Annotated in this window: 25 protein-coding genes and 1 pseudogene; 11 read left to right on the forward strand and 15 right to left on the reverse strand. The window is 57.6% G+C overall.

What is annotated here, in order from left to right; all coding sequences use genetic code 11:
* Positions 1–57 precede the first annotated feature (57 nt).
* Positions 58–1,569, reverse strand: coding sequence for a carboxypeptidase-like regulatory domain-containing protein (locus Q1K31_RS09425; protein WP_300378993.1), 1,512 nt, complete (start codon positions 1,567–1,569; stop codon positions 58–60).
* Positions 1,570–1,793: 224 nt separating this feature from the next.
* Here Q1K31_RS09425 and Q1K31_RS16635 point away from each other — a divergent pair, with 224 nt between their 5' ends.
* Complete coding sequence (locus tag Q1K31_RS16635) at positions 1,794–2,306, forward strand: cytochrome c family protein (RefSeq protein WP_367187561.1); 513 nt, start codon at positions 1,794–1,796, stop codon at positions 2,304–2,306.
* Positions 2,307–2,326: 20 nt separating this feature from the next.
* Here the strand turns inward: Q1K31_RS16635 and Q1K31_RS09435 are convergent, their stop codons facing one another.
* Both Q1K31_RS09435 and Q1K31_RS09440 read right to left on the reverse strand, forming a co-directional pair.
* Positions 2,327–3,022 carry a hypothetical protein gene (locus Q1K31_RS09435; protein ID WP_300378995.1) on the reverse strand — a complete coding sequence of 232 codons (696 nt, stop codon included), beginning with the start codon at positions 3,020–3,022 and terminating at the stop codon, positions 2,327–2,329.
* A gap of 47 nt (positions 3,023–3,069) precedes the next feature.
* On the reverse strand, positions 3,070–3,564 hold the full coding sequence (locus Q1K31_RS09440) for a MarR family transcriptional regulator (RefSeq protein WP_300378996.1): 495 nt from the start codon (positions 3,562–3,564) through the stop codon (positions 3,070–3,072).
* A gap of 685 nt (positions 3,565–4,249) precedes the next feature.
* Here Q1K31_RS09440 and Q1K31_RS09445 point away from each other — a divergent pair.
* Genes Q1K31_RS09445 through dacB form a run of 3 tightly spaced genes read left to right on the forward strand, consistent with a single transcriptional unit; the run spans position 4,250 to position 7,299 of the window.
* Positions 4,250–4,822, forward strand: coding sequence for a GNAT family N-acetyltransferase (locus tag Q1K31_RS09445; RefSeq protein ID WP_300378997.1), 573 nt, complete (start codon positions 4,250–4,252; stop codon positions 4,820–4,822).
* An 18-nt stretch (positions 4,823–4,840) separates the two neighbouring features.
* On the forward strand, positions 4,841–5,845 hold the full coding sequence (gene hemB / locus Q1K31_RS09450; protein WP_300378998.1) for a porphobilinogen synthase: 1,005 nt from the start codon (positions 4,841–4,843) through the stop codon (positions 5,843–5,845).
* A complete protein-coding gene (gene dacB, locus Q1K31_RS09455; protein WP_300378999.1) occupies positions 5,845–7,299 on the forward strand; it encodes a D-alanyl-D-alanine carboxypeptidase/D-alanyl-D-alanine-endopeptidase in 1,455 nt (484 codons plus the stop codon). The genes hemB and dacB overlap by 1 nt, the downstream gene beginning before the upstream one ends.
* 17 nt (positions 7,300–7,316) lie before the next feature.
* Here dacB and Q1K31_RS09460 read toward each other — a convergent pair.
* The 3 genes and pseudogenes from Q1K31_RS09460 to Q1K31_RS09470 form a co-directional block, all read right to left on the reverse strand.
* Positions 7,317–7,751: pseudogene (locus Q1K31_RS09460) on the reverse strand (DUF1801 domain-containing protein).
* Between the two features lie 55 nt (positions 7,752–7,806).
* Entirely contained in the window at positions 7,807–8,817 is a 1,011-nt protein-coding gene (locus Q1K31_RS09465) for a TIGR00341 family protein (protein ID WP_300379001.1), read from the reverse strand.
* Positions 8,807–9,679, reverse strand: coding sequence for an NAD(P)-dependent oxidoreductase (locus Q1K31_RS09470; RefSeq protein WP_300379002.1), 873 nt, complete (start codon positions 9,677–9,679; stop codon positions 8,807–8,809). The genes Q1K31_RS09465 and Q1K31_RS09470 overlap by 11 nt, the downstream gene beginning before the upstream one ends.
* A 197-nt stretch (positions 9,680–9,876) precedes the next feature.
* Here Q1K31_RS09470 and Q1K31_RS09475 point away from each other — a divergent pair, with 197 nt between their 5' ends.
* From Q1K31_RS09475 to Q1K31_RS09500, 6 genes are read left to right on the forward strand one after another with little or no spacing between them, the layout of a single operon-like run.
* On the forward strand, positions 9,877–10,557 hold the full coding sequence (locus Q1K31_RS09475) for an OmpA family protein (RefSeq protein ID WP_300379003.1): 681 nt from the start codon (positions 9,877–9,879) through the stop codon (positions 10,555–10,557).
* Positions 10,558–10,593: 36 nt separating this feature from the next.
* Positions 10,594–12,432 (forward strand): SLC13 family permease, encoded by a 1,839-nt coding sequence (locus Q1K31_RS09480; RefSeq protein ID WP_300379004.1) that lies wholly within the window; start codon positions 10,594–10,596, stop codon positions 12,430–12,432.
* 18 nt (positions 12,433–12,450) lie between these two features.
* Positions 12,451–13,209, forward strand: coding sequence for an arginyltransferase (locus Q1K31_RS09485; protein ID WP_300379040.1), 759 nt, complete (start codon positions 12,451–12,453; stop codon positions 13,207–13,209).
* A gap of 52 nt (positions 13,210–13,261) precedes the next feature.
* Entirely contained in the window at positions 13,262–14,395 is a 1,134-nt protein-coding gene (locus Q1K31_RS09490) for a TRAP transporter substrate-binding protein (RefSeq protein WP_300379005.1), read from the forward strand.
* A gap of 2 nt (positions 14,396–14,397) precedes the next feature.
* On the forward strand, positions 14,398–15,066 hold the full coding sequence (locus Q1K31_RS09495) for a TRAP transporter small permease subunit (protein WP_300379006.1): 669 nt from the start codon (positions 14,398–14,400) through the stop codon (positions 15,064–15,066).
* On the forward strand, positions 15,056–16,636 hold the full coding sequence (locus tag Q1K31_RS09500) for a TRAP transporter large permease subunit (protein ID WP_300379007.1): 1,581 nt from the start codon (positions 15,056–15,058) through the stop codon (positions 16,634–16,636). Before Q1K31_RS09495 ends, Q1K31_RS09500 begins: the two co-directional genes overlap by 11 nt.
* 30 nt (positions 16,637–16,666) lie before the next feature.
* Here the strand turns inward: Q1K31_RS09500 and Q1K31_RS09505 are convergent, their stop codons facing one another.
* Entirely contained in the window at positions 16,667–17,227 is a 561-nt protein-coding gene (locus tag Q1K31_RS09505; protein WP_300379008.1) for a LemA family protein, read from the reverse strand.
* Positions 17,228–17,291: 64 nt separating this feature from the next.
* Positions 17,292–19,526 (reverse strand): DNA topoisomerase IV subunit A, encoded by a 2,235-nt coding sequence (gene parC / locus Q1K31_RS09510; RefSeq protein WP_300379009.1) that lies wholly within the window; start codon positions 19,524–19,526, stop codon positions 17,292–17,294.
* An 82-nt stretch (positions 19,527–19,608) separates the two neighbouring features.
* Between parC and Q1K31_RS09515 the strand changes: the two genes are divergently transcribed.
* On the forward strand, positions 19,609–20,307 hold the full coding sequence (locus Q1K31_RS09515) for an extensin family protein (RefSeq protein WP_300379010.1): 699 nt from the start codon (positions 19,609–19,611) through the stop codon (positions 20,305–20,307).
* On the opposite strand, the gene recO is transcribed toward Q1K31_RS09515, so the two are convergent.
* Genes recO through rpoZ form a run of 7 tightly spaced genes read right to left on the reverse strand, consistent with a single transcriptional unit; the run spans position 20,304 to position 26,352 of the window.
* Entirely contained in the window at positions 20,304–21,035 is a 732-nt protein-coding gene (gene recO, locus Q1K31_RS09520; RefSeq protein WP_300379011.1) for a DNA repair protein RecO, read from the reverse strand. The genes Q1K31_RS09515 and recO overlap by 4 nt on opposite strands.
* Positions 21,035–21,982, reverse strand: coding sequence for a GTPase Era (gene era, locus Q1K31_RS09525; protein WP_300379012.1), 948 nt, complete (start codon positions 21,980–21,982; stop codon positions 21,035–21,037). The genes recO and era overlap by 1 nt, the downstream gene beginning before the upstream one ends.
* Entirely contained in the window at positions 21,972–22,742 is a 771-nt protein-coding gene (gene rnc / locus Q1K31_RS09530) for a ribonuclease III (protein ID WP_300379013.1), read from the reverse strand. Before rnc ends, era begins: the two co-directional genes overlap by 11 nt.
* Entirely contained in the window at positions 22,739–23,152 is a 414-nt protein-coding gene (acpS, locus tag Q1K31_RS09535) for a holo-ACP synthase (protein WP_300379014.1), read from the reverse strand. Before acpS ends, rnc begins: the two co-directional genes overlap by 4 nt.
* A 21-nt stretch (positions 23,153–23,173) precedes the next feature.
* Entirely contained in the window at positions 23,174–23,755 is a 582-nt protein-coding gene (gene pyrE, locus Q1K31_RS09540) for an orotate phosphoribosyltransferase (RefSeq protein ID WP_300379015.1), read from the reverse strand.
* Positions 23,752–25,995 (reverse strand): bifunctional (p)ppGpp synthetase/guanosine-3',5'-bis(diphosphate) 3'-pyrophosphohydrolase, encoded by a 2,244-nt coding sequence (locus Q1K31_RS09545; protein ID WP_300379016.1) that lies wholly within the window; start codon positions 25,993–25,995, stop codon positions 23,752–23,754. The genes pyrE and Q1K31_RS09545 overlap by 4 nt, the downstream gene beginning before the upstream one ends.
* Positions 25,996–26,001: 6 nt before the next feature.
* Positions 26,002–26,352, reverse strand: coding sequence for a DNA-directed RNA polymerase subunit omega (gene rpoZ / locus Q1K31_RS09550; protein WP_300379017.1), 351 nt, complete (start codon positions 26,350–26,352; stop codon positions 26,002–26,004).
* Positions 26,353–26,466 lie beyond the last annotated feature (114 nt).

Below are 26,466 nucleotides of genomic sequence, written 5' to 3' on the forward strand. Positions count from 1 at the left end.
GCCCGCCTATCTTCGATCCCTTTTTGAGCCCGGCAGACACGCTCTGCCGGGCTTTTTCTATCGTAGCCGTCGCTCTGGTATGGCGCCCGCACCAGCCGCGAGCTGAAGCTCCACAGGCTCAGCTAACGGCACCTCCAGCGGGATACCAATCTGCACCTTGAAGACTGACTGGCCAGCAGGGACGTCTATTTCGACGCCATGCGGCCGCCAGCCCATCATGGTTTCAAGCCTGTATCTTCCAGGTCTCAGCTCATTGAGCCCGAACTGCCCGAAAGCCGCTGTTCTTCGCTCGATGATTGTCGAACCTTCAAGAGCGATGAGCTTGACCGTTACGCCTTCAAGCATCTCATCCTGAGGTCCGGCCTGGCCATCCCCATCCATGTCCAGAAAAACTGCCCCCTGGAGCTGGGCACCTGTCGGCCTTTCCCGGTCTTTAGCTGCTTCTTTGGCGACACGCACCGGTTCGGGCACCGGAATAGAACGAGTTGAGCTGTCGCTCACAGAGCGACCGTAAAGCGCATCGGTGCCTCGATACACATTTTCCTGAGCCCTGCCCTTCGTGCCTGTCTGCTCTGGTTCGATTAACTCCGCCAAGGTTTTCGTAGCCCTGAGGGTCTTTGGCGCAGATCGCATGGAAGATGAGCTATCATATGCTCCAGCCGAACCCGGCTGATCGTAAGCCACATTGAGCAATATTGGGCGCGCTTCAGTTATCCTTTTCGCCGAACTGGAGTCCCGGTTGGATTGTTCTGTATCTGCAGCAACGTTCTGGAAGCTGACGATATCCGTTTCAGGCAAGTTTTCCGATATGGCAGGCTGGCTCCTGTGGGTCGCTTCGATGTCCCAGCTTCCGGTCGATCGCCAATCTTTACGTCCAGAATCATTCGCGGGCGTTTTTACGCGCTCGTCGAATACCCCAGAAAACCCTGCAGGGCGCAGAGGAGCGGACTTGATAATATTTTTCGTAGCGACGAATGGGCGAAGGTTTCTCGTGGACTGGTGCCCCAGAGGCACCCCTGAAACGGGAATGAATTTCGCTTCAGGCTCAACCACTTTTGCATTTGCCAGCTTGTTTGCGCGACCGGACATATCCGGCAATGCCGCTACGCTGACAGGCTGGCCTGTAAGTGCTTCCACAGCCGTCAGGTCTAGCCATAACCGTCCTCCGCTGGCCGCCGCTTCCAGGTCAATTTGTTCCGTGATGGCGCCATCGGCCCGAAGTGTGCCTGAGGTGATATCAAGCTCTGCGCGTATGCCGCTTCCTGAGCGGTCATGTACGAGCATCTTCCCGTTCTGCTGGAAGCCGGCACCAAGCCCTGTCACATCGACCATCTGCTTGCCGGATACGGGGCTAAATCCTGCACGAGCCGGAACACTTTTTGCCCCTATCTCCATATCAAAAAAAGCGATCTGCCGTGGTGCCTCTTCGGAGAGCGCAACGACCGGCCGGGGAGATGTCTGTACGACCTGAAGGGGTATATTCGCGTTACCTGTCGCTGCCAGTGCAGGCAGACAGGCAAGATGCCAAAGAATGACACCCATGACGGCAAAGGCGTGCGGCAGTCGCATGCGGAATGAAGATCACCCGTATATCTCGTTGAATGAAGCATCGCGCCGGTTATTTAAGATCAGGCTTACAGAAGCTATCAAATCGCTCACACTTCTTATGTGTTGCGACATCGCGCCCTAAAGCCAGTTGCCACACAGAAGCATAAGAAAGAAACACACGCACAGAATTCACCCATAAAGCACTTCATATTATGCGCACATCCAATTGTTTTATATTATTATTTATGATTTTTTGCGCAGGTCTGGTGAGTGCTTGCTCTCCGGATGAAAATGCTCAAGTTCGATCAGACACATCACAGACGACCCAGGAATCACCTGTAGACACAAAAGCCCCGTACAAACGAACGACACCTCGCGCCACTGGAGATGAAGCCTTTTCGTCCCTACCGCCGCCTTACAATAATGCCGATTACTCGCTCGGCCGGCGGACATTCAAATTTTGTGGGTCGTGCCATACGGTCCGGCAGGGTGGGCAGGATCTGGTGGGCCCCAACCTTCACAAGATTATCGGCCGCGAAGCTGGCACTCGCGCCTCTTACAGCTATTCAGATGTACTCGGGGAAGCAGACTTTGTCTGGACTCCAGCAAAGCTTCAGGACTGGTTGAGCAATCCCCGTGGCTTCCTTCCCGGTAACAACATGACTTTTGCCGGTGTGCACCGCCCGCGAGACCGCACAGCCGTGATCGCCTATCTCATGCTGGAAAGCGGGTACGAGCCCGGCGATCTTCCGGAATAACCTCCAGAGGACGCCAACCGCTAGAAACGCCGTGCCAATGCAATAAAGAATGCGTTTTCTTCAAACTCACCGCCAAATTCCAGCAACGTTCCTGCAGAGATATCTAAAGCGCCTGCACGCCAGAGATATTCAAGCTGGTACTTGCTGGACGCGGCATTGGTTGTACCGACATCAAACCAGGCCTGCGAAATCAGCCAGATGTTCCGGGTGAGCCTTTCGCCATAACCGAGCTCGAGCCGGCGTCTCAGACAACCATCATCATGCGCCCGTACAGCACCTTCAGCAAACCAGAATATATCTCTCTTGCGCTTCTCGCCGAGCTGAAGCGACTGCCCCACCCCTGCCCGCATTTCTGCCCCCAGGGTCTCGCAGCCAGCAGCGCCACCAATAGCAGCCCCTCTGAGCATGCCGCCTTCCAGTGATGCTACTACGCTCGGCGTCAGCGAAAAACTTCTACGCAATGTCGCGCGAACGCCATCACTGCTGAATTCGCTGAACTCTTCGAAGTCCACACGCTCGTATTTCAGCGTAACGGTCCAGTCATTGTTCAGACCATACTCGCCATATGTATCGCTTCGCAGTCCGTCGAGACCTTCGACGGTAAAACGGGAAACGGCGACCCTGGTATAGAACTGATCATCTGCCCGCCCCCAGGGGCTGGCAGATGCTGGCAATGCCTGGACTGCCAGAAAAGATATGAGAACCCACCTCAGCATCGATGAAGCTCTTCATAAGAGCTCCACCTGATGTTGAGAAGGCTTAATTAGAGCCGGAAGCGGATCTGGTCTGACCAGAAGCGTTCAAGGCGCGAAACCGTCTTGTTCAGCTGGGCCAGGTCTGTGGGCCGGACACTCGCGGTTGGTTCGAGCGCTGTTGCCTGCTTGGAGAACAACCCCTCGACGCGCTTGCGCACATTGTGGCCTCGGTCTGTCAGCTTCAGGTGCACGGTGCGCTTGTCAGCTTCCGAGCGTGACTGAACGAGGTAACCGCCTTCCTGCAGCTTCTTGATGTTATAGGAAAGACTTGTGCCCGCAAAAGCGCCTCGTGCCCGCAGGACAGACGCAGGGGTCTCGCCCTCACCGATTTCGTAGATCAGAAGGGCCTGAACACCCGTCAGATGACGCTCACCGGCACGTTCAAGGTCGTCCTTGACGACATCATGAAGACGTCGGTGTGCCTGTTCGAGCAGGGAAAGAGACTTGAGAAAGGAATCAGCAACCGGTTCTGTCCCGGCCACTGCTTGTGCAGCGTTATTCATTTTTACCACCATCATCACTCAACTTTTGTTGTAGTTTCATCTGATTTAGACTGCACTTGCTTATATTTCGTTAAACACGCCCCTCCAGAAGCCCTACTTCGTTAACAAATGCCGGGTATTTGGTTAATTTTCGAGCGCAGAGACGGCCTTGAAAGAGATGGCGAACATTATCATCAGTGCTGTCTATAGGTTTTCGACTTCAGTGCAGCCTAATCATATAATGGTGAGCGACGAACAGTCATGAATTCTGAAAGGTCCACGATGTCATCGACAATCGGCAGAGATATGGAGGCAAAAACCCCCTGCATCTCCAATCGGAGCTGCCGTGGAGGCGTTGATGAATGAAAATCGCGAACATCCGCGATTTGACGTAAGCACCAGTGGGACACTCGTGCTCGATACAGGCTTCAAGCTCGATTTCGTTGTCAAAGACATGTCCCAGAGGGCGCGAAGATCCTGCTTCAGAACAGCGTCATCCTTCCTGCCCGCTTCACTGTTGAGATTGTCAGCCCTGACAAGCGCAAGATCAAACGGTGCAAGGCCAATCGCCAATGGCAAAGAGGACCGCTTGTCGGCATAAGGCTACTAAGCTCCGAAACTATCGTTCTTTGAACCATGGTTCTGCTGGCGGACTGCACCGGATCTGGATACTTGTATTCTGGCAGGCCCCGGAAACTTTCATGTGATGCCCAGAGACTCTTCTTATACCAGCAGGCACCCTAAGGCGGCTGCACTCAGCATACGGGTAGGCAGTGGCAAACACGAAGAAATTGATCGTCTCATTGCCATAGACAAAGCCGCTTCGACCCTGTTTGCACCGACAGGCCTGCTGAGCGCTGAAGCGCTTAACGATCACGTCCCCGCCAGTGCCTTCGAACACGCCCTGGACGCAGGCTGGCTTTATGTCGCCAGACTGAAGACGGAGATTCCCATCGGCTTCGTGATGGCGACGACTTATGGCGATGATCTCTATATCGAGCAGATCAGTGTCGACCCGATCCATGGCAGGCGCGGAGCCGGACGAGCGCTCATGGCTCATATTGAAGCGGAGGCGAAAACAAAAGGCGTATCGGCGCTTACATTATCGACATTCCGCGACCTGAAATGGAACGCCCCTTTTTACAGATCACTTGGTTACGAATGCCTGGAGCCCGCCAACATTGCCTCTTACATGCTTGCTATCGAAGAAGAGCAATCGCAGCACATGGATGTGAACGCACGCACATTCATGAAAAAGCGGCTTCGCAAGACACACTGAAACGTTAGAACCTAGTCCATGACTTCTCCATTCCCCCAGACATATCCGCGCACACGCCTACGACGCCTGAGGGTGGCACCCTGGGTCAGGAACCTGGCTGGCGAGAACAGCCTGTCGCCCTCTGATCTCATCTGGTCCATGGTCGTTCATGATGGGGATGAGCCCAAAACTGCGGTTGGCTCCATGCCGGACCTGTACCGTCTGAATGTCGCTGAAGCGGCGAAAGCCGCGAAAAGAGCCCAGGCTTTATCCATACCGGCAATCGCCATTTTTCCGCATATCAATCCTGGCAGGAAAGATGAGACCGGCAGCGAAGCCCTCAATCCTGACGGTCTCATTCCAACCGCGATCAAGGCCATGAAGGATGCGGCTCCAGATGTTGGCATCATTTGTGACGTCGCTCTCGATCCGTTCACAAGTCATGGCCATGACGGCCTGATTAACGAGGATGGTTACGTCCTGAATGACGAGACCTCAGAACTTCTGGTCGCCCAGGCATTGGTACAGGCGGAGGCCGGTGTCGATGTCGTGGCCCCCTCCGACATGATGGACGGTCGGGTCGGCGCAGTACGTGACGCCCTTGAGAACGGCGGCTTCCGGAACACGATGATCCTTTCCTATGCGGCGAAATATGCCAGCAGTTTCTATGGCCCTTACCGGGATGCCGTTGGCTCTGCCACAGCCCTGAAGGGAGACAAGAAGACCTATCAGCAGAACCCGGCAAACTCCGATGAAGCTCTGCGCGAAGTTGCGATGGATATCGAAGAAGGCGCCGACATGGTCATGGTCAAGCCGGGGCTTCCCTACCTGGATATCGTCCGGCGGGTATCCGAAACCTTTGCCGTACCGACCATCGCCTTCCAGGTGTCCGGCGAGTATGCGCAGATCAAGGCTGCAGGCGCTAAAGGCTGGATCGATGCAGACAAGGTCATGCTCGAAACGCTCATGTCGTTCAAACGCGCCGGGGCTTCCGGCATAATCACTTACTTTGCCGAAGACGCTGCCCGGAAGCTGGGGGCATAATGACACTCTGGCCTGCCTGTCTGCCCAGACCCCATACCGCTGCCTGCACCATAACCACGCTCGTCCTCGCAACCCTGCCGGCATCGGCACAATCGCTTATTACAGAAGGTGATCTTGCTGATCCCGAAGGTGGTCGCTGGGGCATTAGTGTCATGGCCCTGGATGGCACGTCATTTGTCGATGTGAATGCAGATGCCCGGCTGGCACCCGCCTCGACCCTGAAGCTGGTGACAACAGCCGCAGCATTCGAGCACATTGGCAACCTTGACGCAGAAAGGTGGCCCAAGGGCACTGCCCTCTACCTGCAACAGGAAGCCGGTGCGCCCTACCCAAGCCTTGTCATTCAGGGAACAGGCGATGCAAACCTCTCTAACGCCGCAGACTGCGAGGAATCCTGCCTGTCAGACCTGGCCGACGCAGTCGTGGCGCGCGGTATCACTGATATCCAGAATATTGATGTTGATGACAGCCTCTTCCAGCGTCCGCACTGGCCGGACGGCTGGCCCCACGATGACCTGCGTTTTGCATACGGCACGTCAATATCGGCGCTTAGTGTGAATGACGCTGTTGCGAAAGCGGAAGTACGCCCAGGCAGCAGCCTTGGCACGCCGCCACAGTTGAGCTGGAGAGATGCGCAAGCCTTCAACGTAGACACATCAAACGCAACGACGACCCAGTACGGCTTCGATCTCGAATTCTTCATGCAACCCGGATCGAACTGGGGAGAACTTACAGGTACAATCGGGCTCAGCACCGGGCCGGTTCAACTGAGCTTCGGTTTGAGTGACCCGTCCCTGCATACCGGACGTCTTTTGCACGACCAGCTCACAAGGAAAGGCGTAACATTGCATGGGCTGGTGCGGCGTCAGGATGAAGTCACACCGGTTGCCGCGCCCCCGGAAGCACCAGAACTCCTCTTCCAGCAGGACCGGCCAGATCCGCGTACCACGCTGACTGAAATCCTGCATGAGAGTAATAACTTCCATGCCGAAGTCTTGCTGCACCACCTCTCAATGACTCGCGACGACCAGACCACAGAAGCCGGTATAGAGCTCATGGAGGATATACTCACCGAAGCGGGCGCCGACCGGCGGGATTTTGACATTTCGGATGCGTCGGGCCTGTCGGTCTACAACCGGGTAACACCTGACACGATGACCGGCCTCCTCGTCTGGGCGGCCGGACAGGACTGGTACGAGGCATGGTCCGGGTTACTGGCTGGAAACGGGCAGGACGGCACACTCGAATACCGGCTGACACGCGGCGTGCAGAGCGGTGTCGTCAGGGCGAAAAGCGGGACACTGTTCGGTGCAGATGGTCTGGCGGGATATTTCACGGCCCGTAGTGGGCGCCAGTACGCCTTTGCGATCTATCTGAGCAATAGCGCCTTAAGTCATGGTGTCGCGCGCAGGCGGATCGATGAAGTTCTGGAGGAGATGATCAATACCTTCTGACAACGGGTATTGGTCGCCTACTCTTCCCAGGTTTCATACTTCGCACGCATATATTGAACACCATCAGAGATGATCTCCGCGAGTACGCCCTCATCAATATCAGCGAGCTTGTTTATATAAAGACACGACTTGCCGAGCTTGTGCTTGCCAAGGCGTTAAAGAGGCTCGCTCATATCCTGATAGCCTGGCATGATATAAAGGACCAGATTGGCCTTGCGCGGAGAGAAACCCGTCATGAGGAAGTCGCCCTCGCGCCCGCTGTCATACTTATAGTGATATCGTCCATAACCGATGATGCTCGGCCCCCACATCTTCGGCTGGAGGTTTGTCACACTGGCAAAGATGTCCAGAAGCCTTAATCCATCCGCGCGCCTTGTCGCATTCTCAACGGACCTGATGAAGGCTTCTGGCGACGCCTCCGTCTGCTGGGTCTTGTTTGTATCTTTTGCCAACGTTCTCACTCCTGCTTGTACGAGAACCTGCCGTCTAAGTTACGTTTGGGGCTCTCTATCCAATCTCGACCGCCCGCCCGAGATCCAGGACAATAATCAGGGTCACGACCAGAAGCAGGAACGCAACTGAAAAACCTGCATTTATCCAGGTCGCGCGGTCTGCATTGCGCTGATCGATCCATCCACGCGGCCGGATATTCTTCAGGCGGAAAACTGCCAGTGCAGAGAGGATCAGACAGGTCACATTCAAAAGGAGTAGCAGGCCCGCGCGGGAGGCGAGCGCCCACTCCTGTGCCCCCAGGAAAAGCCCAAGAGCAGCGCCCGGCGGCAAGAGAGCCGCGGCAACCATGACGCCGACGAGGACGGCTGAACGCCCCTGCGCCATGGAAAGCGCTGCTGCCCCGCCCGCTGCAAGCGCCAGGGCAACGCCGTCAAGCCGGACTTCCGCTCGCGACATTAATTCGTGACTTTCCTTGTTGAGGGGCAGGAGAAATGAAATCAGGAAAGCAACGCCGAGCGCGACGGCGATACCGGCCGCGAGCGTTCGTCCGGATTCGCGTATGAGGGGAAAATTCCCAAGTCCCGCTCCAAGCGAAAAACCGAGGATGGGCCCGAGCAATGGCGCGATCACCATCGCACCGATAACAGCCGCCACACCGTCAGCATTCAGGCCGATTGCTGCGACAATAGTCGATAATCCGGACAGGATCAGGAAATCGCGATTCAGCGCAGCCTCGCGGGTGACGTCGTCGAGTAGTTCCTCTCGTAAAACCTGGAGGTTGGCCTTCGCTTCATCATCCGCCATGGGCTCCGGCTCAGGGAGGGTCGCTTCAAGCGGCATCATGGTTATCCGCCAGCCGCGTTGCCCTTCAAGCGAATCCTGAACTGCATCCGTAAGTGTCTGTGTGCGACCGTCGTGCATGATGACACGGATCAGGGTGCGGTCATGCTGTTCGACAGGAAAAACCATCCAGTCCACAGGCTCGAAAGCCTTGATGGCGCGCACGACGACATCCTTGTCGCGATCTCTCAGATGGATATCAACCTGACGCACCCTATTTGCCACGCTGCGGTGACTTGAGGCGCTCGATCAGGCTTGACGTATCCCAGCGGCTTCCCCCCATGGCCTGTATGTCGGCATAGTACTGGTCGACCAGAGCGGTCACGGGGACGCTGGCTCCGGACTGCCGGGCTGTTTCCAGCGCAATTCTCAGATCCTTGCGCATCCAGTCGACAGCGAAGCCATGATCGAACTCGCGCTCTGACATTGTTTTCCAGCGGTTCTCCATCTGCCAGCTCTGGGCGGCGCCACCGGAGATCGCTTCCATGACCCTGGAAATATCCAGCCCATTGGTTTCGGCGAAATGTATACCTTCGGAGAGTCCCTGAACGAGGCCCGCAATACAGATCTGGTTTACGGACTTGGCCAACTGGCCAGCGCCGCTCTCACCTATATGGGTAATGCGGTGCCCATAAGCCTTCATGATGGGAACGGCCTTTTCCATCGCAGATGCGTCGCCACCACACATGATCGTCAGCTTGCCGTTCTCCGCACCGGCCTGCCCCCCGGAGATCGGGGCATCAATGAAGTTCGCTCCGCGCTTGATGCAACGTTCATAAAGACGCTGGGAAAGCGCAGCACTGCCTGTCGTATGATCGACAACCGTCATGCCGGCAGCAAGATTGCTCTCGATCACATCGAAGACAGCTTCGACATCTGGATCATCCCCAAGACACATGAAGACGAATTCGCTGCCCAAGACCGCATCAGCGGCCTCACTGGCAACCTCCCCCTCGTTAGACCTTGCCCACGCCTCTGCCTTTTTCCCGGTGCGGTTCCAGACTTTTACCGTATGCCCTTGCCTGGCGAGATGACCTGCCATCGGGGCGCCCATGACCCCCAGCCCAAGAAATGTGCATTTGCTCATTGGAGACCTCTTTCATTCATCGCCAGCATCGTCAGGCCCTAGGTTGCAGACATCCCGGAACAAGCCAACCCGGTGAACCGTGCAAGCATGCAAAACAAGGATCGTCACGATTTACTTGAAATTTCAATGATTACCGAGACGTGGCTTCAAGACAGCCATGTTACTGCATGATCCCAGATCAGAAAGATCGGGATTGGATGGCATTTGAATTCGCCTCTTGTAGCCTTGAGGGCAGAACGCCCCGGGCGCCAGTTCGCCGCCTCGGCGGATGGAAGCTCGCCTACGCGGATTTCCTGACAGCGCTGTGTGCGCTTTTCCTAATCATGTGGCTCGTAAATGGTGCGACCCCCGGCGCCCGTAAGGATGTCGCCAAGTCTTTCGGCGCACCGGCTCCTGTCGAGCAGGCAGCTTCAAACGAGGCCAGGCTTGCAACTCTGACTGAAGACCGTCTTCTCCAGTCACCCCTGTTCGCATCGCAGACAGCTAATGTCAGCCTTGAGCGTAGTGACGGATCCATACGGATCAACCTCATCGACCTCGATCGTTCTCCGTTGTTCGAAACCGGCCGGAGCGGACTGAATACCCGCGGGGAGAGGCTTGTTGGACTGGCGGCTGAGGCCGTTATTCAAGTCGGCCTGCCCGTCTCTATCGAAGGTCACACAGATAGCCAGCCGATTCGCCAGAAAAATTATTCCAACTGGGAACTGTCAGCTGACCGGGCGAATGCCGCACGACGCGCAATGGCTGAGCATGGTGTTCCCGCACACCTGATCTCCAGTGTGACAGGTCTTGCAGATACTCGTCCGCTGTCAAACGAAAACCCTTCCTTGCCACAGAACCGGCGCTTGAGCATAGTTGTGCATCTCGACGCGCGTTAGGGACCTGCAAGCCGGTCCGACAGGCAAGGAGGCCGGATGGCCGGTGAGTTCATTTCAGATTGGCCCATGTGGGCCAGCCTGCTGGCGGTTCTCGCGACCATAGTTCTGTACATGCTCGACCGCTGGTCGATGGAAATCGTTTCCATCGGTGTCGTCGCCATGTTCCTCGTGATCTTTTCACTGCCCGGTGCCATAGGCGCAGATGGAGAACCGATCACGTCGGCAGATCTTCTGTCCGGGTTCGGCAATCCGGCGCTGATTACCATCATGGCGCTTCTGGTTGTCGGTCAGGGTCTGTTCCAGACAGGCGCGATTGACGGGCCGACGAAAGCGTTGGTGCGCTGGTATGGCAGACGTCCGGTTTCGACCTTGGTTTCCACCTTCCTGGCTGTCTTCGCCATCAGCGCCTTTACCAACAATACCCCTGTCGTTGTCATGTTCTTACCGGTCATGAGCGCCATTGCCGTACGTATGAAGACAAGTACGTCGCGTCTCATGATGCCGTTGAGTTTCGTTTCCATCCTGGCCGGCATGACTACCCTGATCGGGACATCAACAAACCTGCTCGCCGCCGATGCCCTTCGCCGGATCGACGGTATTCGCCTCGGCTTTTTCGAACAGACATCGATGGGCCTCATCCTTGCAGCCGTTGGCCTTGTCTACATTGCCGTAATGGCGCGGTTCCTCCTGCCCAAACGCGACAACTTTGCCGACGAAATCATGCCGTCCGGCAAGCAATTCGTTGCCCAGTTCGAAGTGACGGAAGACCACTTCCTGCTCGGCAAGGCGCCCGTCGCCGGCATGTTCCCGGATCTCAGGGACATGACTGTTCGGATGATCCAGCGCGGAGAACATGCCATTCTCCCGCCATTTGAGGATATGGAGCTGCAAAGGGGCGACCTTGTCATCGTCGCAGCGACGCGGAAAGCGCTGACAGACCTTCTCGCCTCGCGTCCGGGAGTCTTGCAGCAATTGTGGAATGGCGGCTCAAACACAGAGGACGTTGATACAGACCTGCCCCAGCTGAGCCTGGTCGAAGCGGTTATTGCTCCGGGTTCCCGGATGGCTGGACGCACGATCGAGCTGCTCGGATTCAGGCGACTGACCTCGGCTGTCGTCCTCGGCATCCAGCGGCGTTCACGCATGATCCGGGCAAAGCTCGGTCAAATTCGCCTCGAGTCGGGGGATACACTTCTGCTTTGCGGACCGACCGGTGTTTTCCAGGATTTGCGCAATAGCCGCGACCTCATCCTTCTGGAGTGGTCTCTCAGTGAAATCCCCATCACGGCGAAGGGCGTTGCGGCCCGGATCATTGCGGTCATCATGGTCCTGCTGGCTGCCCTGAACATCACGACAATCCTTGTCGCCTCGGTTCTGGCCGCCACAGCGATGATTGTGTTCAGATGCCTCAACATACGCCAGGCGAGCCGGGCGCTCGACCTGCGTATTTTCCTCGTTATCGGGGCCGCTCTGGCCATGGGGATTGCCCTTGAACGCACTGGCGCAGCCGCCCTGATCGCTGATGGTGTTGTCGGCTTTGCCTCACCCTATGGCCCGCTCGCCGTCCTGTCTGCGGTCTTCATATGCGTCGCCATCCTGACAAACATTCTCAGCAACGCGGCAGCAGCTGTCCTCTTCGCCCCGATAGCCCTCGAGGCAGCACATTCGACCAATTCAGACCCATTACCCTATATCCTGGCGGTGATTTACGCAGCCAACTGCAGTTTCGCCTCACCTGTGGCATATCAGACCAACATGCTTGTAATGGCGCCCGGTCATTACAAATTTTCGGATTTCGTAAAGTTTGGTGGTCCATTAATATTGGTCATATGGGCGGCGTTTGCGTTACTCGCCCCTTGGCGTTTTGATCTATGAGTGCCTTAATCGTTGACGATGAAGCTTGATGAATCCCTCTTTACCGTTCCCGGCGTCCGCCAGGGCCTTCGCTTTTATGTGACAGGGCCGACCCCTTGTCCGTACCTGCCTGACCAGTTCGAGCGAAAGGCTTTCACACACCTTGGCCAGGCAGCGCCTGATTCCCTGCACCATCAACTCAGCCAGGCGGGCTTCCGCCGCAGTCAGTCCGTAGCTTACCGGCCAGCTTGCCCGAACTGCAATGCCTGCCGAAGCGTGCGTGTGGACACCACCCGGTTTGAACCAAGCCGGAATCAGATCCGTGTCCTTCGCAAGAACAAGGACCTTGTGCGCCGTCCCGTAGAGGCGAAAGCCACGCGGGAGCAATACCGGCTGCTGAAGCACTATCTCGTCAACCGCCACGATGGTGGCGGGATGTCTGACATGGGATTCCGCGAATATGCGGGAATGGTGAACGAGACCCCTGTCCAGACAGTTCTTTTCGAATATCGGCAGGGCCCGGAAGAAGACGCGCCGCTGATCGCCGTCTCCCTGACAGACATTCTGCGGGACGGCTTTTCAATGGTCTACACATTCTTTGATACCCGACAGCCCAAGCGCAGCCTCGGCACATTCATGATTCTTGATCACATCATGAATGCCGCATCCTACAGTCTGCCGCATGTCTATCTCGGCTACTGGATCAAGCAGAGCCCCAAAATGGCCTACAAGAAGCGCTTCCAGCCGCTTGAGGTGCTTGACGGGCCGGTCTGGCGTCGGCTTCAAGAGGACGAATAAAAGCCTGCCCTGAAAAAGCAGGCGATAACGTCCCGAAAGTTTGGGGGAGGACATGATTCGCAGACGTAACCTGCTTGGCGCGGGCCTGCTCGGTATTGGCGGGGCGGCAGCGTCGTTCAGCAATCCAAATCAGAGCGGCCCCGGAACATCACCATCCGCACCCGCCGTCAGCCGGAACCGTCGTCAGCTCAACATGGTCACGACATGGCCGAAAGGCCTTCCGGGACTCGGTGAAGCGGCTGAGCGTGTCGCCCAGCGCATTCATGACATGTCGGACGGACTGATTGAGGTGAAAGTCTTTGCCGCAGGCGAGCTCGTACCAGCCTTCGAGAGCTTCGATGCCGTCGCGAATGGCTCCGCTGACATGTATCATGGCGCAGAATATTACTGGACGGCGAAATCGCCTGCCTACCCCTTCTTCACGGCCGTCCCGTTTGGCATGACGGCACAGGAGATTATGGGCTGGATCGATTATGGCGGGGGGCAAGAGCTATGGGATGAGCTGTCCGCCGACTTCGGAATCAAGGCTTTCCAGGGCGCGAATACGGGTCACCAGATGGGCGGCTGGTTCCGTAAGGAGATCAGGGGTCTCGATGACCTTGTCGGGCTTCAGATGCGTATCCCGGGACAGGGCGGCGATGTCCTGCGGGCGCTAGGCGGGTCCGCAAAAGCACTTCCGGGTGGAGAAATCTATCAGGCGCTCCAGACCGGCAATATCGACGCGACCGAATGGGTCGGCCCATGGAATGATTATTCGCTCGGCTTCTACCGGGAAGCCCCTTTCTACTACGGTCCCGGCTTCCATGAGCCCGGTGCGAGCCTCGCCGTCGGCATTAATCTCAATCTCTGGAACAGTTTCACCAAATCAGAACAGGCGCTCATCCAGGCGGCCTGCGAGTCCGTGAACCATACGTCGCTTGGTGAATTCACGTATCAGAACGCACGCTATCTCGACATCCTGACCAGTGAGCATGGAGTCAAACTTCGCTCATTCCCCGATGATGTCGTGAAGGCGATGGCCGAAGCCTCACGCGATGTACGCGCAGCATCAGGGCGCGACGGGATTGAAAAACGGATCTACGAGAGTTTCGAGGCCGGTCTGAAAACCATGTCAGACTGGGCAGCTGTCTCTGATGGCCCCTATTACGCCGCACGTGAACTCGGTCAGGCCAGCAGGGAACGCTAGGGATGGACGCTGATATCTTCCTTCAGCTTGGCGCCTTCCTGAAGTGGATCGGCATAATCCTGTTGCCGGTTTTTCTCCTGCCACTTCTGACACTCGCTGTGCCGGGGCCATTCACGGCACCATCAAAAGCCCTTTATCCACAGATTGACCGCGTGACACGCTGGGCGCTGAATGTCGCTATCGTATGCGCTGTCGCGCTCGTACTGTTACAGCTGGCCGTCGTGATCGCGAGCTATGCTTTCGCGCTGTCCTGGACCTGGCTGTCGGAATCCGTGATCTACACCTTTGCGGCCGTCTTCATGCTGGGCTCGGCCTCCGCACTCCTGAGCGACGCTCATGTCCGGGTCGATATCCTGCGCCCCCGGTTTGGCGAGCGCGGCCGGGACTGGATTGAACTGGCAGGTACGTTCCTGTTTCTCTTTCCGATCTGTATTCGCCTGATCACGACAGGCGAAGACGGGCTGACGCGGTCCTGGTCCCTGCTCGAAGGCTCACGCGAGAGCGATGGCCTGCCCATCCTGTTCATTTTCAAGACCCTGCTGCCTGTCTTTGCCGTACTCATGATGGCGCAAGGGCTATCGATCGCGCTCAAGGCGTCCCTTCGACTGACAGGCGGCATGCCTTCTGAAGATGAAGCCACACCGACAATGAGCAGCCATTATGGAGCTTGAACTTGTTCTCGCCCTCGGCATGTTCATTGCCGCCATCGCCGCACTGCTGGCCGGGTATTCGGTTGCCCTGACCCTTGGTGGCATCGCGCTAATCTTCGCACTCATCGGTCTGGGGCTGGGTGTGTTTCCGGAATCCCTGCTGAGTAACCTGCCAGCCCGGATTCAGGGCGGCGCCATCATGCAGAACGAGACACTTGTTGCCGTTCCACTGTTTATCCTGATGGGCGTTATCCTCGAACGCTCCCGCGTGGCAGAAGACCTGCTCCACATCGCCAGCCGACTGCTCGGCCGCGTCCGTGGGGGGCTGGGCTATGCCGTCGTCCTGGTCGGTGCCCTGCTGGCGGCCTCTACCGGCATTGTCGGGGCCACCGTTATCACGATGACCCTGATTGCCCTGCCCTCCATGCTCCAGCAGAAATACGATACCCGGCTTGCGTCAGGCACGATTGCCGCTTCTGGAACGCTCGGGCAGATCATACCGCCGAGCATCGTGCTGATCCTCTTGGCCGATGCTGTCTCGAATGCTGCGAGCCAGGCGGCTTCAGAGATGGATGTGGGAGGGTTCGTTGTCTCGGTTGGCGACCTGTTTGCCGGCGCCCTGCTGCCCGGACTGATCCTTGTCGGTCTTTACCTCGCATGGATCGCGTTCAATGCGATCTTCAGACCAGAACGGTGCCCACCGACCGTGGACGAGACGTCCGATCCGCTGAGCAAGAAGGAAATACTGTTCGGTCTTGGGGCCCCTCTCCTGCTTATCATCGCAGTGCTCGGGGCTATTCTGGCTGGTATCGCGACACCGACAGAGGCTGCCGCTATCGGCGTCGCCGGCGCGATTCTACTGGCAGGGTTGAGGCTCTACGGCCCGGACGACATGGCGCTTGCCTATCCGGTCTACGCCTCGTTCGCCGCGCTCATGCTGATCGTTGCCATCACGAATGTCATTGACCTCCGTCTCGGCGTGGCCGGTGCGGGGGCATTGGCTGCGACCGGGGTCGCAATCACGCTGGTTGCCAGCATTGTCTTCTTTGCAGGCCTTCTTGCCGGAATGCTCATCCTTCACCGGAAAGACCAGTTGAAACCGGCGCTGACCAGCGGTGTGCATATTACCGCCATGGTCTTCCTGATCCTCATCGGGGCATCCCTGTTCTCTCTGGTCTTCCGGGGCTTCGGCGGAGACGAGATTGTTGCCGACCTTCTGAATGCCATCCCCGGCGGTAAATGGGGGGCACTCATCGGCGCCATGATAGTGATGTTCCTGCTTGGCTTTTTCCTGGACTTCATCGAGATCATTTTCGTTGTTGTGCCACTCGTGACACCACCACTGATCGTTATGGGGTTCGACCCGGTCTGGCTGGCCATTCTAATGGCTCTGAACCTGCAGACGAGCTTTCTCACACCGCCCTTCGGTTTTGCGCTATTCTATCTGCGGGGCGCTGCCCCAGACGGTGTAAAAACGAGCGAAATCTGGCACGGAGCGCTGCCCTTTATCGGGCTTCAGCTTATTATCATTCTTCTGGTTGCTGCCCTGCCCGGCCTTGCGACATGGCTGCCTTCACTGGTCGCAAAGTAGGCCATCTCCAGCAGGACTGGACAGAACGGATCAGAATTTGACTTCAGGAACCGTGGAGAGCTCGGTGCGCTCTCCGCCAAGGTCGAAGAATTCCCGCTCAGGGAATGTAAACATGCCCGCGACGATAGAGTTGGGGAACTGCTCGCGCGATGTGTTGTAGTCCTGAATGGCAGCATTGTAGAAACGCCGGGCTGCGGCAAGCTTGTCCTCTATGACGGACAGCTCGTCCTGAAGCTCCTTGAAGTTCTCATTGGCCTTCAGGTCCGGATAGGATTCCGCCAGGGCAAACAGGCGGCCGAGCGCGCCTGTCAACGCACCTTCAGCCTGTGCCATCTCGCCGGGATTTTCTGCCGAGACAGCTGAATTTCGGGCCTGGATGACCTCATCGAGTGTTTCACGCTCATGCGAGGCATATCCCTTCACGGTCTCGACCAGGTTGGGGATCAAATTTTGGCGCTGCTTGAGCTGGACATCAATATCGGCGAAGGCCTGATTGCATTTCTGTTTCTTGGCCACAAGCGAGTTGTAGATACCAATCAGGAAGACGGCGACAATCGCCAGCGCACCAAGAAGAATATAAACAAACGTCATTCAAGGACCTCCCCCACCAAAACGGCCTCTATCTCCACTAGCCCTAGCCTCTGGCCAAGGCAAGCTATCCAGAAAAATGCCCTGATTTCGGGAAGCCTCTAGGCGCAGCCTTGCCGGCCTGAGCGCGCTTGCCGAGCCATTCCTCCCATTCCGGGAATGCGCGTGAACGCCCCGCCGCATCTTGGATGACAAGCCCTTCTTCGCGATTGAACGTCGTGACGTCGCCGAGTTGGTCCTTGCCACGATAGGTTTGCAGTTTGACGCCCTTGCCACGCGGCATTTCCGGGAGCTCATCAAGCGGGAAGACGAGCATTTTCCTGTTTGTCCCGATCACGGCAATATGGTCTCCGGTCACGACATCGCATTTCAACAGCTTGCCGCCACCTGTGTTCACCGCTGACTTGCCGGAACGCCGGTTGGATTCCAGTTCCGCTTCCGGCAGCACGAACCCATAGCCTATGTCAGAAGCCACCAGTCGCTTCCGGCCAGCATCGAGCTTGAACATGGCGACAATTCCAACACTGTCCTCAAGGTCGATCGACAACCGTATGGGTTCACCATGCCCACGTCCGCCCGGCAGCTTGTCACAACCGAGCGTAAAGGCACGGCCATCGCTGGACAGGAGGATCAGCTTGTCCGTGGTGTAGACTTCCTCGCTCAGATAGAGGGAGTCACCTTCCTTGAACTTGGTCGCTTCCGGATCCAGCCCGTGGCCCTTCATGCCACGGATCCAGCCCATTGAAGACAGGATCACGGTCAGCGGCTCTTTCGGGGTTGACGCTTCAAGCGCTGCGCTCAGATCGATTTCGGGTGCATCCTCGAACGATGCGCGGCGGCGCCCCAGCTCTGTGTCTGGCCCAAAAACCTTCCGGGCCTCCCTGAGCTCCTTGCCAACCTTCGTCCACTGACGCCGGGTTGAGCCCAGCAAGGCGGTGATCTGCTCCCGCTCTTCGGTGAGCTTCTCATGCTCACGCTTGATCTCCATCTCTTCCAGCTTGCGCAAGGCACGCAGGCGGAGATTGAGGATGGCTTCGGCCTGTATGTCGGTAATCCCGAACCGTTCGATCATGACCTGTTTGGGTTCATCCTCCTCACGGATGATGTGGATGACCTCATCAATATTGAGATAGGCGACAAGATAACCATCCAGCAGGTGCAGGCGCTTGTCGATCTTGTCGAGACGGAACTCGGCCCGCCGCACGACGACTTCGCGGCGATGATCGAGATAGGCCTGAAGAACACCGCGCAGCCCCATCACCTGAGGCGCGCCCTTGTGCAGGACGTTCATGTTCATGGAAAAGCGTGATTCCAGGTCACATGACTTGAAAAGGCTCTCCATCAGTACGTCCGGTTCGACCGTCTTTGCCCGCGGCTCAAGCACGATACGTATGTCTTCCGCACTCTCATCCTTGATATCGCTGAGCAGCGGGGCCTTCTTGGTCTCGATCAGCTCGGCCAACTTCTCGATCAGGCGCGACTTCTGAACCTGGAACGGAATCTCCGTGACCACGATCTGCCACGTGCCGCGCCCAAGGTCTTCGGTGTGCCAGCGTGCCCGCACGCGAAAGCCGCCACGGCCGGTTTCATAGGCCTCCCGGATAGCGCGGCGCGGCTCGACAATCACACCGCCTGTCGGAAAGTCCGGCCCTGGCATCACATTCATCAGCTCGGTGAGCGGGGTCTCCCGGTCGTCAATCAGCAACAGGGCCGCATCAATGACTTCAGCAACATTGTGCGGCGGAATGGAGGTTGCCATCCCAACGGCAATGCCATTCGCGCCATTGGCCAGAAGGTTGGGATAGCCAGCGGGCAGGACGACCGGCTCGGTCTCGGTTTCGGAATAGTTGTCCTTGAAGTCGACCGCGTTTTCATTGAGCCCCTCAAGCAGAAGCTTTGCGGCCTCTGTCATCCGCGCTTCCGTATAACGGTAGGCGGCGGCGTTATCCCCGTCGATATTGCCGAAATTGCCCTGCCCGTCGACAAGTGGATAGCGCACCGAAAAGTCCTGGGCGAGACGTACAAGCGTATCATAGATCGCACTGTCGCCATGCGGGTGATAGTTACCCATGACATCGCCGACAATTTTCGCACACTTTCGGTAGCCGGAGTCGGGATCCAGTTTAAGTTCCCGCATGCCATAGAGAATACGCCGCTGGACGGGCTTCAGGCCATCACGCACATCCGGTAGTGCACGGGAGGTAATGGTCGACAGCGCATAGGCGAGATAGCGTTTTGTCAGCGCCTCGCTCAATGGTTCATTGATTATGTTGCCATCTTCATGGTCCAAGAGATCGGACATGGCGGCTCCTTCGATCGGCAATAGGTTGCCGGGAATCGGTCCCGTTGCGTCAGGTTAGCAGAAAGGTCGAGCTGTTTAAGTCATGAAGAACACGCTTCCACGGCTAATCAAGCAGCTTGGTGTGGTTGCAGCTGTTATCCTGGCGATTACGATTGGCAATGACTATCTGCCACCCCAGCACAATCCGCTTCGGCCTATCAATCTCAATGACCCGATCGGCGTTGCGACCGGCTTCAAACTCGCGCGCATCAAGGCCGATACGGATCTTTGTTATGAACTGCTCGACAAGGCTCAGGTTGGCTACACGCCGCTCGCCCCGGATGCGGGGACAGACCGATGCCCCCTGGAGCGCGCCCTGGTTCTTGAACAGACCAATTATCCCTATTCCGTCGCTCCGTTGCGCATGAGCTGTCACCAGACGGCTGCGCTATATATCTGGGAGCATGATGTCATCACACCCTTGGCAGAAGAGATACTTGGCTCCCCCGTCGAGGAGGTTCTGACATATGGGACATTTTCTTGCCGGAACATCGCTGGCACGAACCGTCTCAGTGAACACGGACGGGCCAACGCCATCGACATCCGCGGCTTCCGGCTCGAGGACGGACGCATCATCGATGTACGCAAGCATTGGCGTGATGATGGCCAACGCGGCGAATTCCTCACCGCCGCCCGGGATGGTGCCTGTAAACTCTTCTCGGTCGTCCTCGGGCCAGACTATAACGCTGCTCACGCCGACCACTTCCATTTCGACATGGGCGGCGGCACGATTTGCCGCTAGGGGCTCCGGGACAATCGGGCAGCCAGCCGGCGGCGGGCTTCAGGCATGTCTCGCTGGACTGTATGAAACAGGCGCCGCTCGATAAAAAAGCCGGTCAGTTCAAGGCCACTGGCAATATCCTGATGTGTTGCTGGTGCTGTCGGATCCCAGAGGAATGCCGGAAGGGCAAATAGCCGGTCTACATAATCTTCGGCCTCGGAACCGCGAACAGCCCGGCCGGTGCGCGGAGATACGTGTGTCAGCCCATCATTGGCTCCGCTGATCGCACAGGCCTCCAGGTCAAGACCGAAGCCGAGCGCGCTCAGCAGTCCGAGCTCCCAGCGTACATATAATGCGGGCCAGACATCACTGTCCTCCAGCGCATCCAGCAACAGGACTGTAGCTTCGTAGATCGAGGAAGCCGCATGATCGCCTTCATTGGTCACGCCGCGCAGCAAGGCACATACAGAAGCAACCGCCGCCAGCGCATCAGGCAGGTCCAGCAGACGTGATGCCCGCTGGCGGGAAGCTTCAGCGACGTCAAAACGCCCGAGCTGTTCTTCCAGCCGCCCCGACCATGACAGGTCTATTGAGTTTCCGGGTTCATACTGGCCACGCTTTTTCCTGGATGCGCCACCATAGACCAAGCCCGACCGGCGCCCCCGGGTGCGCGTAAGCACGTCCAGTATCAGTCCGCTTTCACCAAACTTGCGCCCACCGAGGATAAGTCCCTCATCGCGCCAGTGCATCAGCTATCGAACTCCAGGCCGAGATTGGAGTAGGACTCGCGGCGTTCCTGCCACTTCGCGTCAATTTTAACGAACAGGAACAGATGAACCCGCCTGCCCAGAAGCTCGGAAAGTTCTTCACGCGCCGCCCGGCTAACCGCCTTGATAGCCTGGCCGTTACGGCCCAGCACCATGGATTTGTGGCTATCCTTGCCGACGATGACCGCTTGCTGGATCTTTACGTCGCCATTCCGGAAGTTTTCCCATGTCTCGGTCTCGACCGTCAGCTGGTAAGGCAGTTCTTCATGCAGCCGCAGCATCAGCTTCTCGCGCGTGACTTCGGCTGCCAGCAGCTGCATCGGGATATCCGCTGACTGGTCTGGCGGATACAGCGCCCCGCCTTCCGGCATCCGGCCTGCAAGTTCGCTTAACAGTTTGTCGACACCATCTCCATTCTCGGCGGAAATCATGAAGACGTCACTGTAGATACCAAGGGCATCGAATTCTGACATAAGCGGCAGGACCTGCTCGTGCGGGAACAGGTCGATCTTGTTGAGCGCAAGCATCACCTTGCGCTCACTTGAGCGCAGGGTCTCAATTACAGCGCGGTCATCTTCCGCGGTGCGTTTCTGTGCGGGCGTGGCAGTGCCCTCCTTGTCAGCAATCCAGGCGGCAGCATCAACAAGATGCACTACTGCATCGGCATCATCTGCACCCGTCCAAGCTGCCTTCACCATGGCCCGGTCGAGCCGGCGCTTGGCCCCGAAAATACCGGGGGTGTCGACGATGATGATCTGGCTGTCATCAGCGTGCGCAATACCGCGAACCGGAAACCGCGTGGTCTGAACCTTATGGGTGACAATGGCGACCTTGGTGCCCGTCATGGCATTGGTCAGCGTGGACTTGCCCGCATTGGGTGACCCGATAATGGCGACAAAACCCGCCCGTTTGATGTCTTCAGCGTCCATCGCGTTGAAAATCTCTCAGCAGCCTGTCTGCAGCGGCCATTTCCGCCTCCTGACGTGAACGGCCCTTCTCTATTGCCTCACCGTGCCCGTCAACGCGCGCACGCACCGTAAAAACAGGCTCATGGTCCGGGCCGGTACGGTCAACGATATCATAGGCAGCATAGGGCGCACGATTGGCGCCGCACCAGTCACTCAGCCGCGTCTTGGGATTCTGTTGCGAGACTTCCCGGTCGACCACTTCCAGCAGCCAGTGTTTATTGATGAAGGTCTGCGCAGCATCCAGCCCTCCATCACGATATATCGCCGCAATGATCGCCTCGACCGCATCGGCGACACTCTTGTCATAGCTTCCCTGCTTGTTTTTCTCCATGGACGGATCGAGGAACAGGAACGGCTTGATGCCAATGGACTGCCCGACATCGGCGCAGGTCTCTCCGCTGACAAGCTGATGAAACAGCCGCGTCAGATAGCCCTCACGTTCAGACGGAAACTTCGCAATCAGGATCTCCGCCATCACGAGGCCGAGGACCCGGTCGCCGAGGAATTCAAGCCGCTGATTGGAGAATTGTGCATCCCCGTCATAGTTGTCGATCAGGCTCGGATGGGTGAGCGCCCGGTTCAGCCACTCGACATTCCTGAACTGGTAACCAATACGCGTTTCAATATCTGAACGCTGTGTCTCATTCAGCGTTGGGCGCTTCCGCCTGGGGGCTTTTGCCGCTGCGCGCAGCCGGGTGCGTTTCGGACGGGGCCGGGTCATGGCCCGACCTTGATCGGCATCGCTTCGATGATGACGACGGCGGACGCCCATGGGTGATCATCCGTGATGGTAAGGTGGATCACTGCCTCGTGGCCTTCAGGCATCATGGCTTCTAGCCGCCTTGCCGCGCCGTCTGTAAGCGCCATGGTCGGCTTGCCCGTGGGCAGGTTGACCACGCCCATATGCTTCCAGTGTACGCCTCGCCGCGGCACCCCTGTGCCGAGGGCCTTCGCGCAAGCCTCCTTGGCGGCAAACCGCTTGGCATAGGTTTCCGCACTGCGCCGGCGACGTTCAGCCAGGGCAATCTCGGTTTCTGTGAAGCATCTCTGTTTGAAGCGGTCGCCAAACCGCTCGATCGAGCGCTCTATACGCTCGATATTGCAAAGATCGTTTCCCATACCGATGATCATGGGCTTTCACCCTCCTGCGGTTCAGGCCAATCCGCGGCTGCCCGGTTTCTCAGCCGGAATTGCGGCCAGTTCGGGCGGCAGGTCATCAGCTGAATAATCCGGAAAGTCGACCTGCGCGAGCGAGACGAGCTTGCAGCCGACATCGGCCTTTCCATTCGACCGGTCGATAATGCAGGCTCCGCCAACCACGTCACCCGGCAGAAGAGCCAGCGCCTCGACCGTTTCACGGAAGGATAGCCCCGTCGTCACGATATCCTCGGCGATCAGCACGCGCTCTCCTTCAGAAATTGAGAAGCCCCTCCGAAATGTCAGCTTGCCCTCGGAACGTTCCGCAAAGATGGAGCGGCAACCAAGCTGGCGTGCCAGTTCATAACCGGGAATGATGCCACCGACGGCCGGCCCGGCGACAACATCGATCTGCCCAAACTGTTCTTTCAGCTGCCCTGCCAGCGCGGCACACAGCCTGGCCGAAAGATCAGGCCGCGAGAACACAAGTGCTTTTTGTAGAAAGACGGGGCTTCGCCGGCCTGACGAGAGAATGAAATGGCCTTCCAGAAGTGCCCCAGCTTCGCGAAAAACCTCTAGCACTTCCTCACTGGTCAATTCACCGCCTCCTCTATGCGTTCGACACTTTCCACGACCGCAAGGGCCCGTAGTGCGGCTTTTATCTGCTCCAGATGCCGAAGGTCCTCAACCTCTATGTCGAAGATAAGCTGTAGAAAATCCTGCGTTCTTTCACCGGTTTCAACCCGCGTGATATTTCCGCCGGCCTGCGCGATGGCCGAGCACTGGCTCGCCATGACCCCCCGCTGGTTTACGGCCCGCACGCCAATGCGACCAACAGCCACCACTCCCTGACGGGCAACCTCGTTCCAGCGCAAATCGACCCACAGGTCTGGCCGGTCTTCGTATTCGGCGACCTGACGACAATAGATTGTGTGAATCACGAGTCCTTTTTCAGGCTCGCGCAAGCCGATAATCCGGTCGCCCGGTATCGGGTGGCAGCACTCACCCAGGTGCAGCGTAATACCCGGTGTGAGGTCCTCACCAGCAACCATGCGGCTGGCATGGCTGTCATCCAGCACTGTGCGGTCTGTAGGAATTGACTGCACCGGCTCATAGCCGGGAAACACCGTACGGATGAAATCGGCTGTCTCGTAACGACCGCGCCCAATTGCCTCGGCGAGCTCTTCCGCTGTCTGGAAGTCAGCCCGGCGGGCAACTCGCGGCAGGTCGATTTCGAACGGGTCCAGCCCCGCCCTGCGCAGGTCCCTGTCAATAAGGGTGCGGCCCAGCTTTATGAATTCTGCCTGCTCCCGGTCGCGGATCAGCCTGCGAATGGCCGACCGTGCGCGGCCAGTCACTGTCAGCGCTTCCCAGCCGACGACCGGTCTTGCCTCTTCCCGACGCAAAATCTCCACGACGTCACCATTCTTTAGAGGTGTACGAAGCGTACGCGTAACGCCGTTTATTTTCACCCCGTCGCAGGTGTCGCCAACCGCAGTATGAACCGAATAGGCAAAATCAAGCGGCATTGCACCGCCCGGCAGGATTATAAGCCGTCCCTTGGGCGTAAACACGAAGACATGCTCACGATACATCTCGAGCTTGGCGTGCTCGAGAAACTCGTCAGGGTCAGCCCCGTCGGCCAGCAGTTCACCGAATGCACGAAGGTTGGCCCCCGGATCGAGGCCAGCAGCTTTAGAGGACTCCAGGTCAAAGCCGTATTCGCTGTTCTTGTACGTCCAGTGTGCTGCCACACCGTATTCCGCCGTGCGATCCATCGCCTCGGTACGGATCTGCAATTCTACCAACCGGTTTCCCGAGGCCCGCACAGTCGTATGGATCGAGGCATACCCATTGGGCTTCGGGACGGAAATGAAATCGCGGAACCGGTCGGGAAGGCAGGCCCATACCATGTGGAACGCCCCGAGGAGCCGGTAGCATTCCTCGGCATCCGAAACGATGATACGGAAGGCAAAGATGTCGGCCAGGTCCCGGAAGGCGATCGACTTTTTCTCTAGCTTCCGCCAGATCGAGTAAGGCTGTTTTCGTCGCCCCTTCACACGCGCACTTACATCATGCTCGGCGACCACCTGCTTGATCGCAAAGCGGATGCGCTCAAGGTCATCTGCATTTTCCGAAGACAGCTCTTCCAGCTTCTGAACAATGCTCTCTCGTGCCGCCGGATTCACATGATGAAATGAGAGGTCTTCCAGCTCCGATGCGACTGCATAGAGACCGACACGCCGGGCTAATGGCGCATATATTTCCATTGTCTCCCGCGCCACGCGCAGACGTGAGCTTTCCTTGGGCACGAAATGAAGCGTACGCATATTGTGAAGCCGGTCGGCAAGCTTCACCAGCAGGACACGGACATCGTTGACTGTCGCAAGTATGAACTTCTGAAAGTTCTCAGCCTGCTTGGAGCGTTCAGACTTGTAATCGAGCTTGCCGAGCTTGGTGACGCCATCAACAAGTTCGGCCACATTGTCGCCAAAACGCGTGCCGATCTCGTCGAGCGTGACATCACAGTCTTCCACAGTGTCGTGGAGCAGCCCCGCCATGATCGTGCACTGGTCAAAGCGGAACGCGGCCAGAAGCATGGCCACCTGTACAGGGTGCGTGTAGTAAGGGTCGCCAGACTTACGCAGCTGTTCGCCATGCTTTTGCTTGGCGAAATCGTACGCGTCCCCAAGCCGCTGACGGTCCATGTCCGGATGGTAGGCTTCGACAGCCTGAATCAGGTCTTCGCGCGTTGGAACGGATACACGAGCGCCTTCCTCGCGCCGCTCCATGTTTGCGGGCGACCGATCAGTAAGGGGGACGGTCGCACTGGTCATGTTTGACTAGAACCTGTCGTCACGCCCCGATTCAAGCTCTGCCTGATAGGCGCGCATGACATCTTCTTCGCTTGCAGCAGGTGCCGCATCAAGCGCTGCCTTGTCCGCCTCACGCTCTTCTTCCTCGCCAGGACGGACTTCCTGAAGGTTTGCGATCAGGCCTTCGCGGACAATGTCCAGGCTGACAGACCGTTCGGCGATTTCCCGCAGGGAGATGACCGGATCCTTGTCATTGTCGCGGTCAACGGTCAGCGGTGAACCCTCGCGGATCATCCGCGCACGTTGTGCGGCCACAAGAATGAGGTCAAACCGGTTCGGAACCTGCTCGATGCAGTCTTCAACAGTAACGCGTGCCATGAAAATCTCCTGTAGCCGGTCTTTATATGCGCTGCAGCAGTCGCATACAACCCGGCTTCTTGCGCGAAAGACAGTTGGCAGATAGCGTCCGGTTTTTACGGAATGATTTAGATC

Source organism: Henriciella sp., assembly GCF_029936995.1.
Classification (GTDB): domain Bacteria; phylum Pseudomonadota; class Alphaproteobacteria; order Caulobacterales; family Hyphomonadaceae; genus Henriciella.

Excerpts from the sequence above, each read along its gene's own strand:
- Q1K31_RS09425 (WP_300378993.1), bottom strand. The coding sequence starts at position 1,569 with ATGCGACTGCCGCACGCCTTTGCCGTCATGGGTGTCATTCTTTGGCAT.
- dacB (WP_300378999.1), top strand. The coding sequence starts at position 5,845 with ATGACACTCTGGCCTGCCTGTCTGCCCAGACCCCATACCGCTGCCTGC.
- Q1K31_RS16635 (WP_367187561.1), top strand. The coding sequence starts at position 1,794 with ATGATTTTTTGCGCAGGTCTGGTGAGTGCTTGCTCTCCGGATGAAAAT.
- recO (WP_300379011.1), bottom strand. The coding sequence starts at position 21,035 with ATGCACTGGCGCGATGAGGGACTTATCCTCGGTGGGCGCAAGTTTGGT.
- Q1K31_RS09495 (WP_300379006.1), top strand. The coding sequence starts at position 14,398 with ATGGACGCTGATATCTTCCTTCAGCTTGGCGCCTTCCTGAAGTGGATC.
- Q1K31_RS09480 (WP_300379004.1), top strand. The coding sequence starts at position 10,594 with ATGGCCGGTGAGTTCATTTCAGATTGGCCCATGTGGGCCAGCCTGCTG.
- Q1K31_RS09545 (WP_300379016.1), bottom strand. The coding sequence starts at position 25,995 with ATGACCAGTGCGACCGTCCCCCTTACTGATCGGTCGCCCGCAAACATG.
- Q1K31_RS09475 (WP_300379003.1), top strand. The coding sequence starts at position 9,877 with ATGGCATTTGAATTCGCCTCTTGTAGCCTTGAGGGCAGAACGCCCCGG.
- Q1K31_RS09445 (WP_300378997.1), top strand. The coding sequence starts at position 4,250 with ATGCCCAGAGACTCTTCTTATACCAGCAGGCACCCTAAGGCGGCTGCA.
- Q1K31_RS09500 (WP_300379007.1), top strand. The coding sequence starts at position 15,056 with ATGGAGCTTGAACTTGTTCTCGCCCTCGGCATGTTCATTGCCGCCATC.
- Q1K31_RS09505 (WP_300379008.1), bottom strand. The coding sequence starts at position 17,227 with ATGACGTTTGTTTATATTCTTCTTGGTGCGCTGGCGATTGTCGCCGTC.
- Q1K31_RS09490 (WP_300379005.1), top strand. The coding sequence starts at position 13,262 with ATGATTCGCAGACGTAACCTGCTTGGCGCGGGCCTGCTCGGTATTGGC.
- rpoZ (WP_300379017.1), bottom strand. The coding sequence starts at position 26,352 with ATGGCACGCGTTACTGTTGAAGACTGCATCGAGCAGGTTCCGAACCGG.
- acpS (WP_300379014.1), bottom strand. The coding sequence starts at position 23,152 with ATGATCATCGGTATGGGAAACGATCTTTGCAATATCGAGCGTATAGAG.
- Q1K31_RS09440 (WP_300378996.1), bottom strand. The coding sequence starts at position 3,564 with ATGAATAACGCTGCACAAGCAGTGGCCGGGACAGAACCGGTTGCTGAT.
- Q1K31_RS09470 (WP_300379002.1), bottom strand. The coding sequence starts at position 9,679 with ATGAGCAAATGCACATTTCTTGGGCTGGGGGTCATGGGCGCCCCGATG.
- Q1K31_RS09485 (WP_300379040.1), top strand. The coding sequence starts at position 12,451 with ATGAAGCTTGATGAATCCCTCTTTACCGTTCCCGGCGTCCGCCAGGGC.
- hemB (WP_300378998.1), top strand. The coding sequence starts at position 4,841 with ATGACTTCTCCATTCCCCCAGACATATCCGCGCACACGCCTACGACGC.
- Q1K31_RS09435 (WP_300378995.1), bottom strand. The coding sequence starts at position 3,022 with ATGCTGAGGTGGGTTCTCATATCTTTTCTGGCAGTCCAGGCATTGCCA.
- rnc (WP_300379013.1), bottom strand. The coding sequence starts at position 22,742 with ATGACCCGGCCCCGTCCGAAACGCACCCGGCTGCGCGCAGCGGCAAAA.
- Q1K31_RS09515 (WP_300379010.1), top strand. The coding sequence starts at position 19,609 with ATGAAGAACACGCTTCCACGGCTAATCAAGCAGCTTGGTGTGGTTGCA.
- era (WP_300379012.1), bottom strand. The coding sequence starts at position 21,982 with ATGGACGCTGAAGACATCAAACGGGCGGGTTTTGTCGCCATTATCGGG.
- parC (WP_300379009.1), bottom strand. The coding sequence starts at position 19,526 with ATGTCCGATCTCTTGGACCATGAAGATGGCAACATAATCAATGAACCA.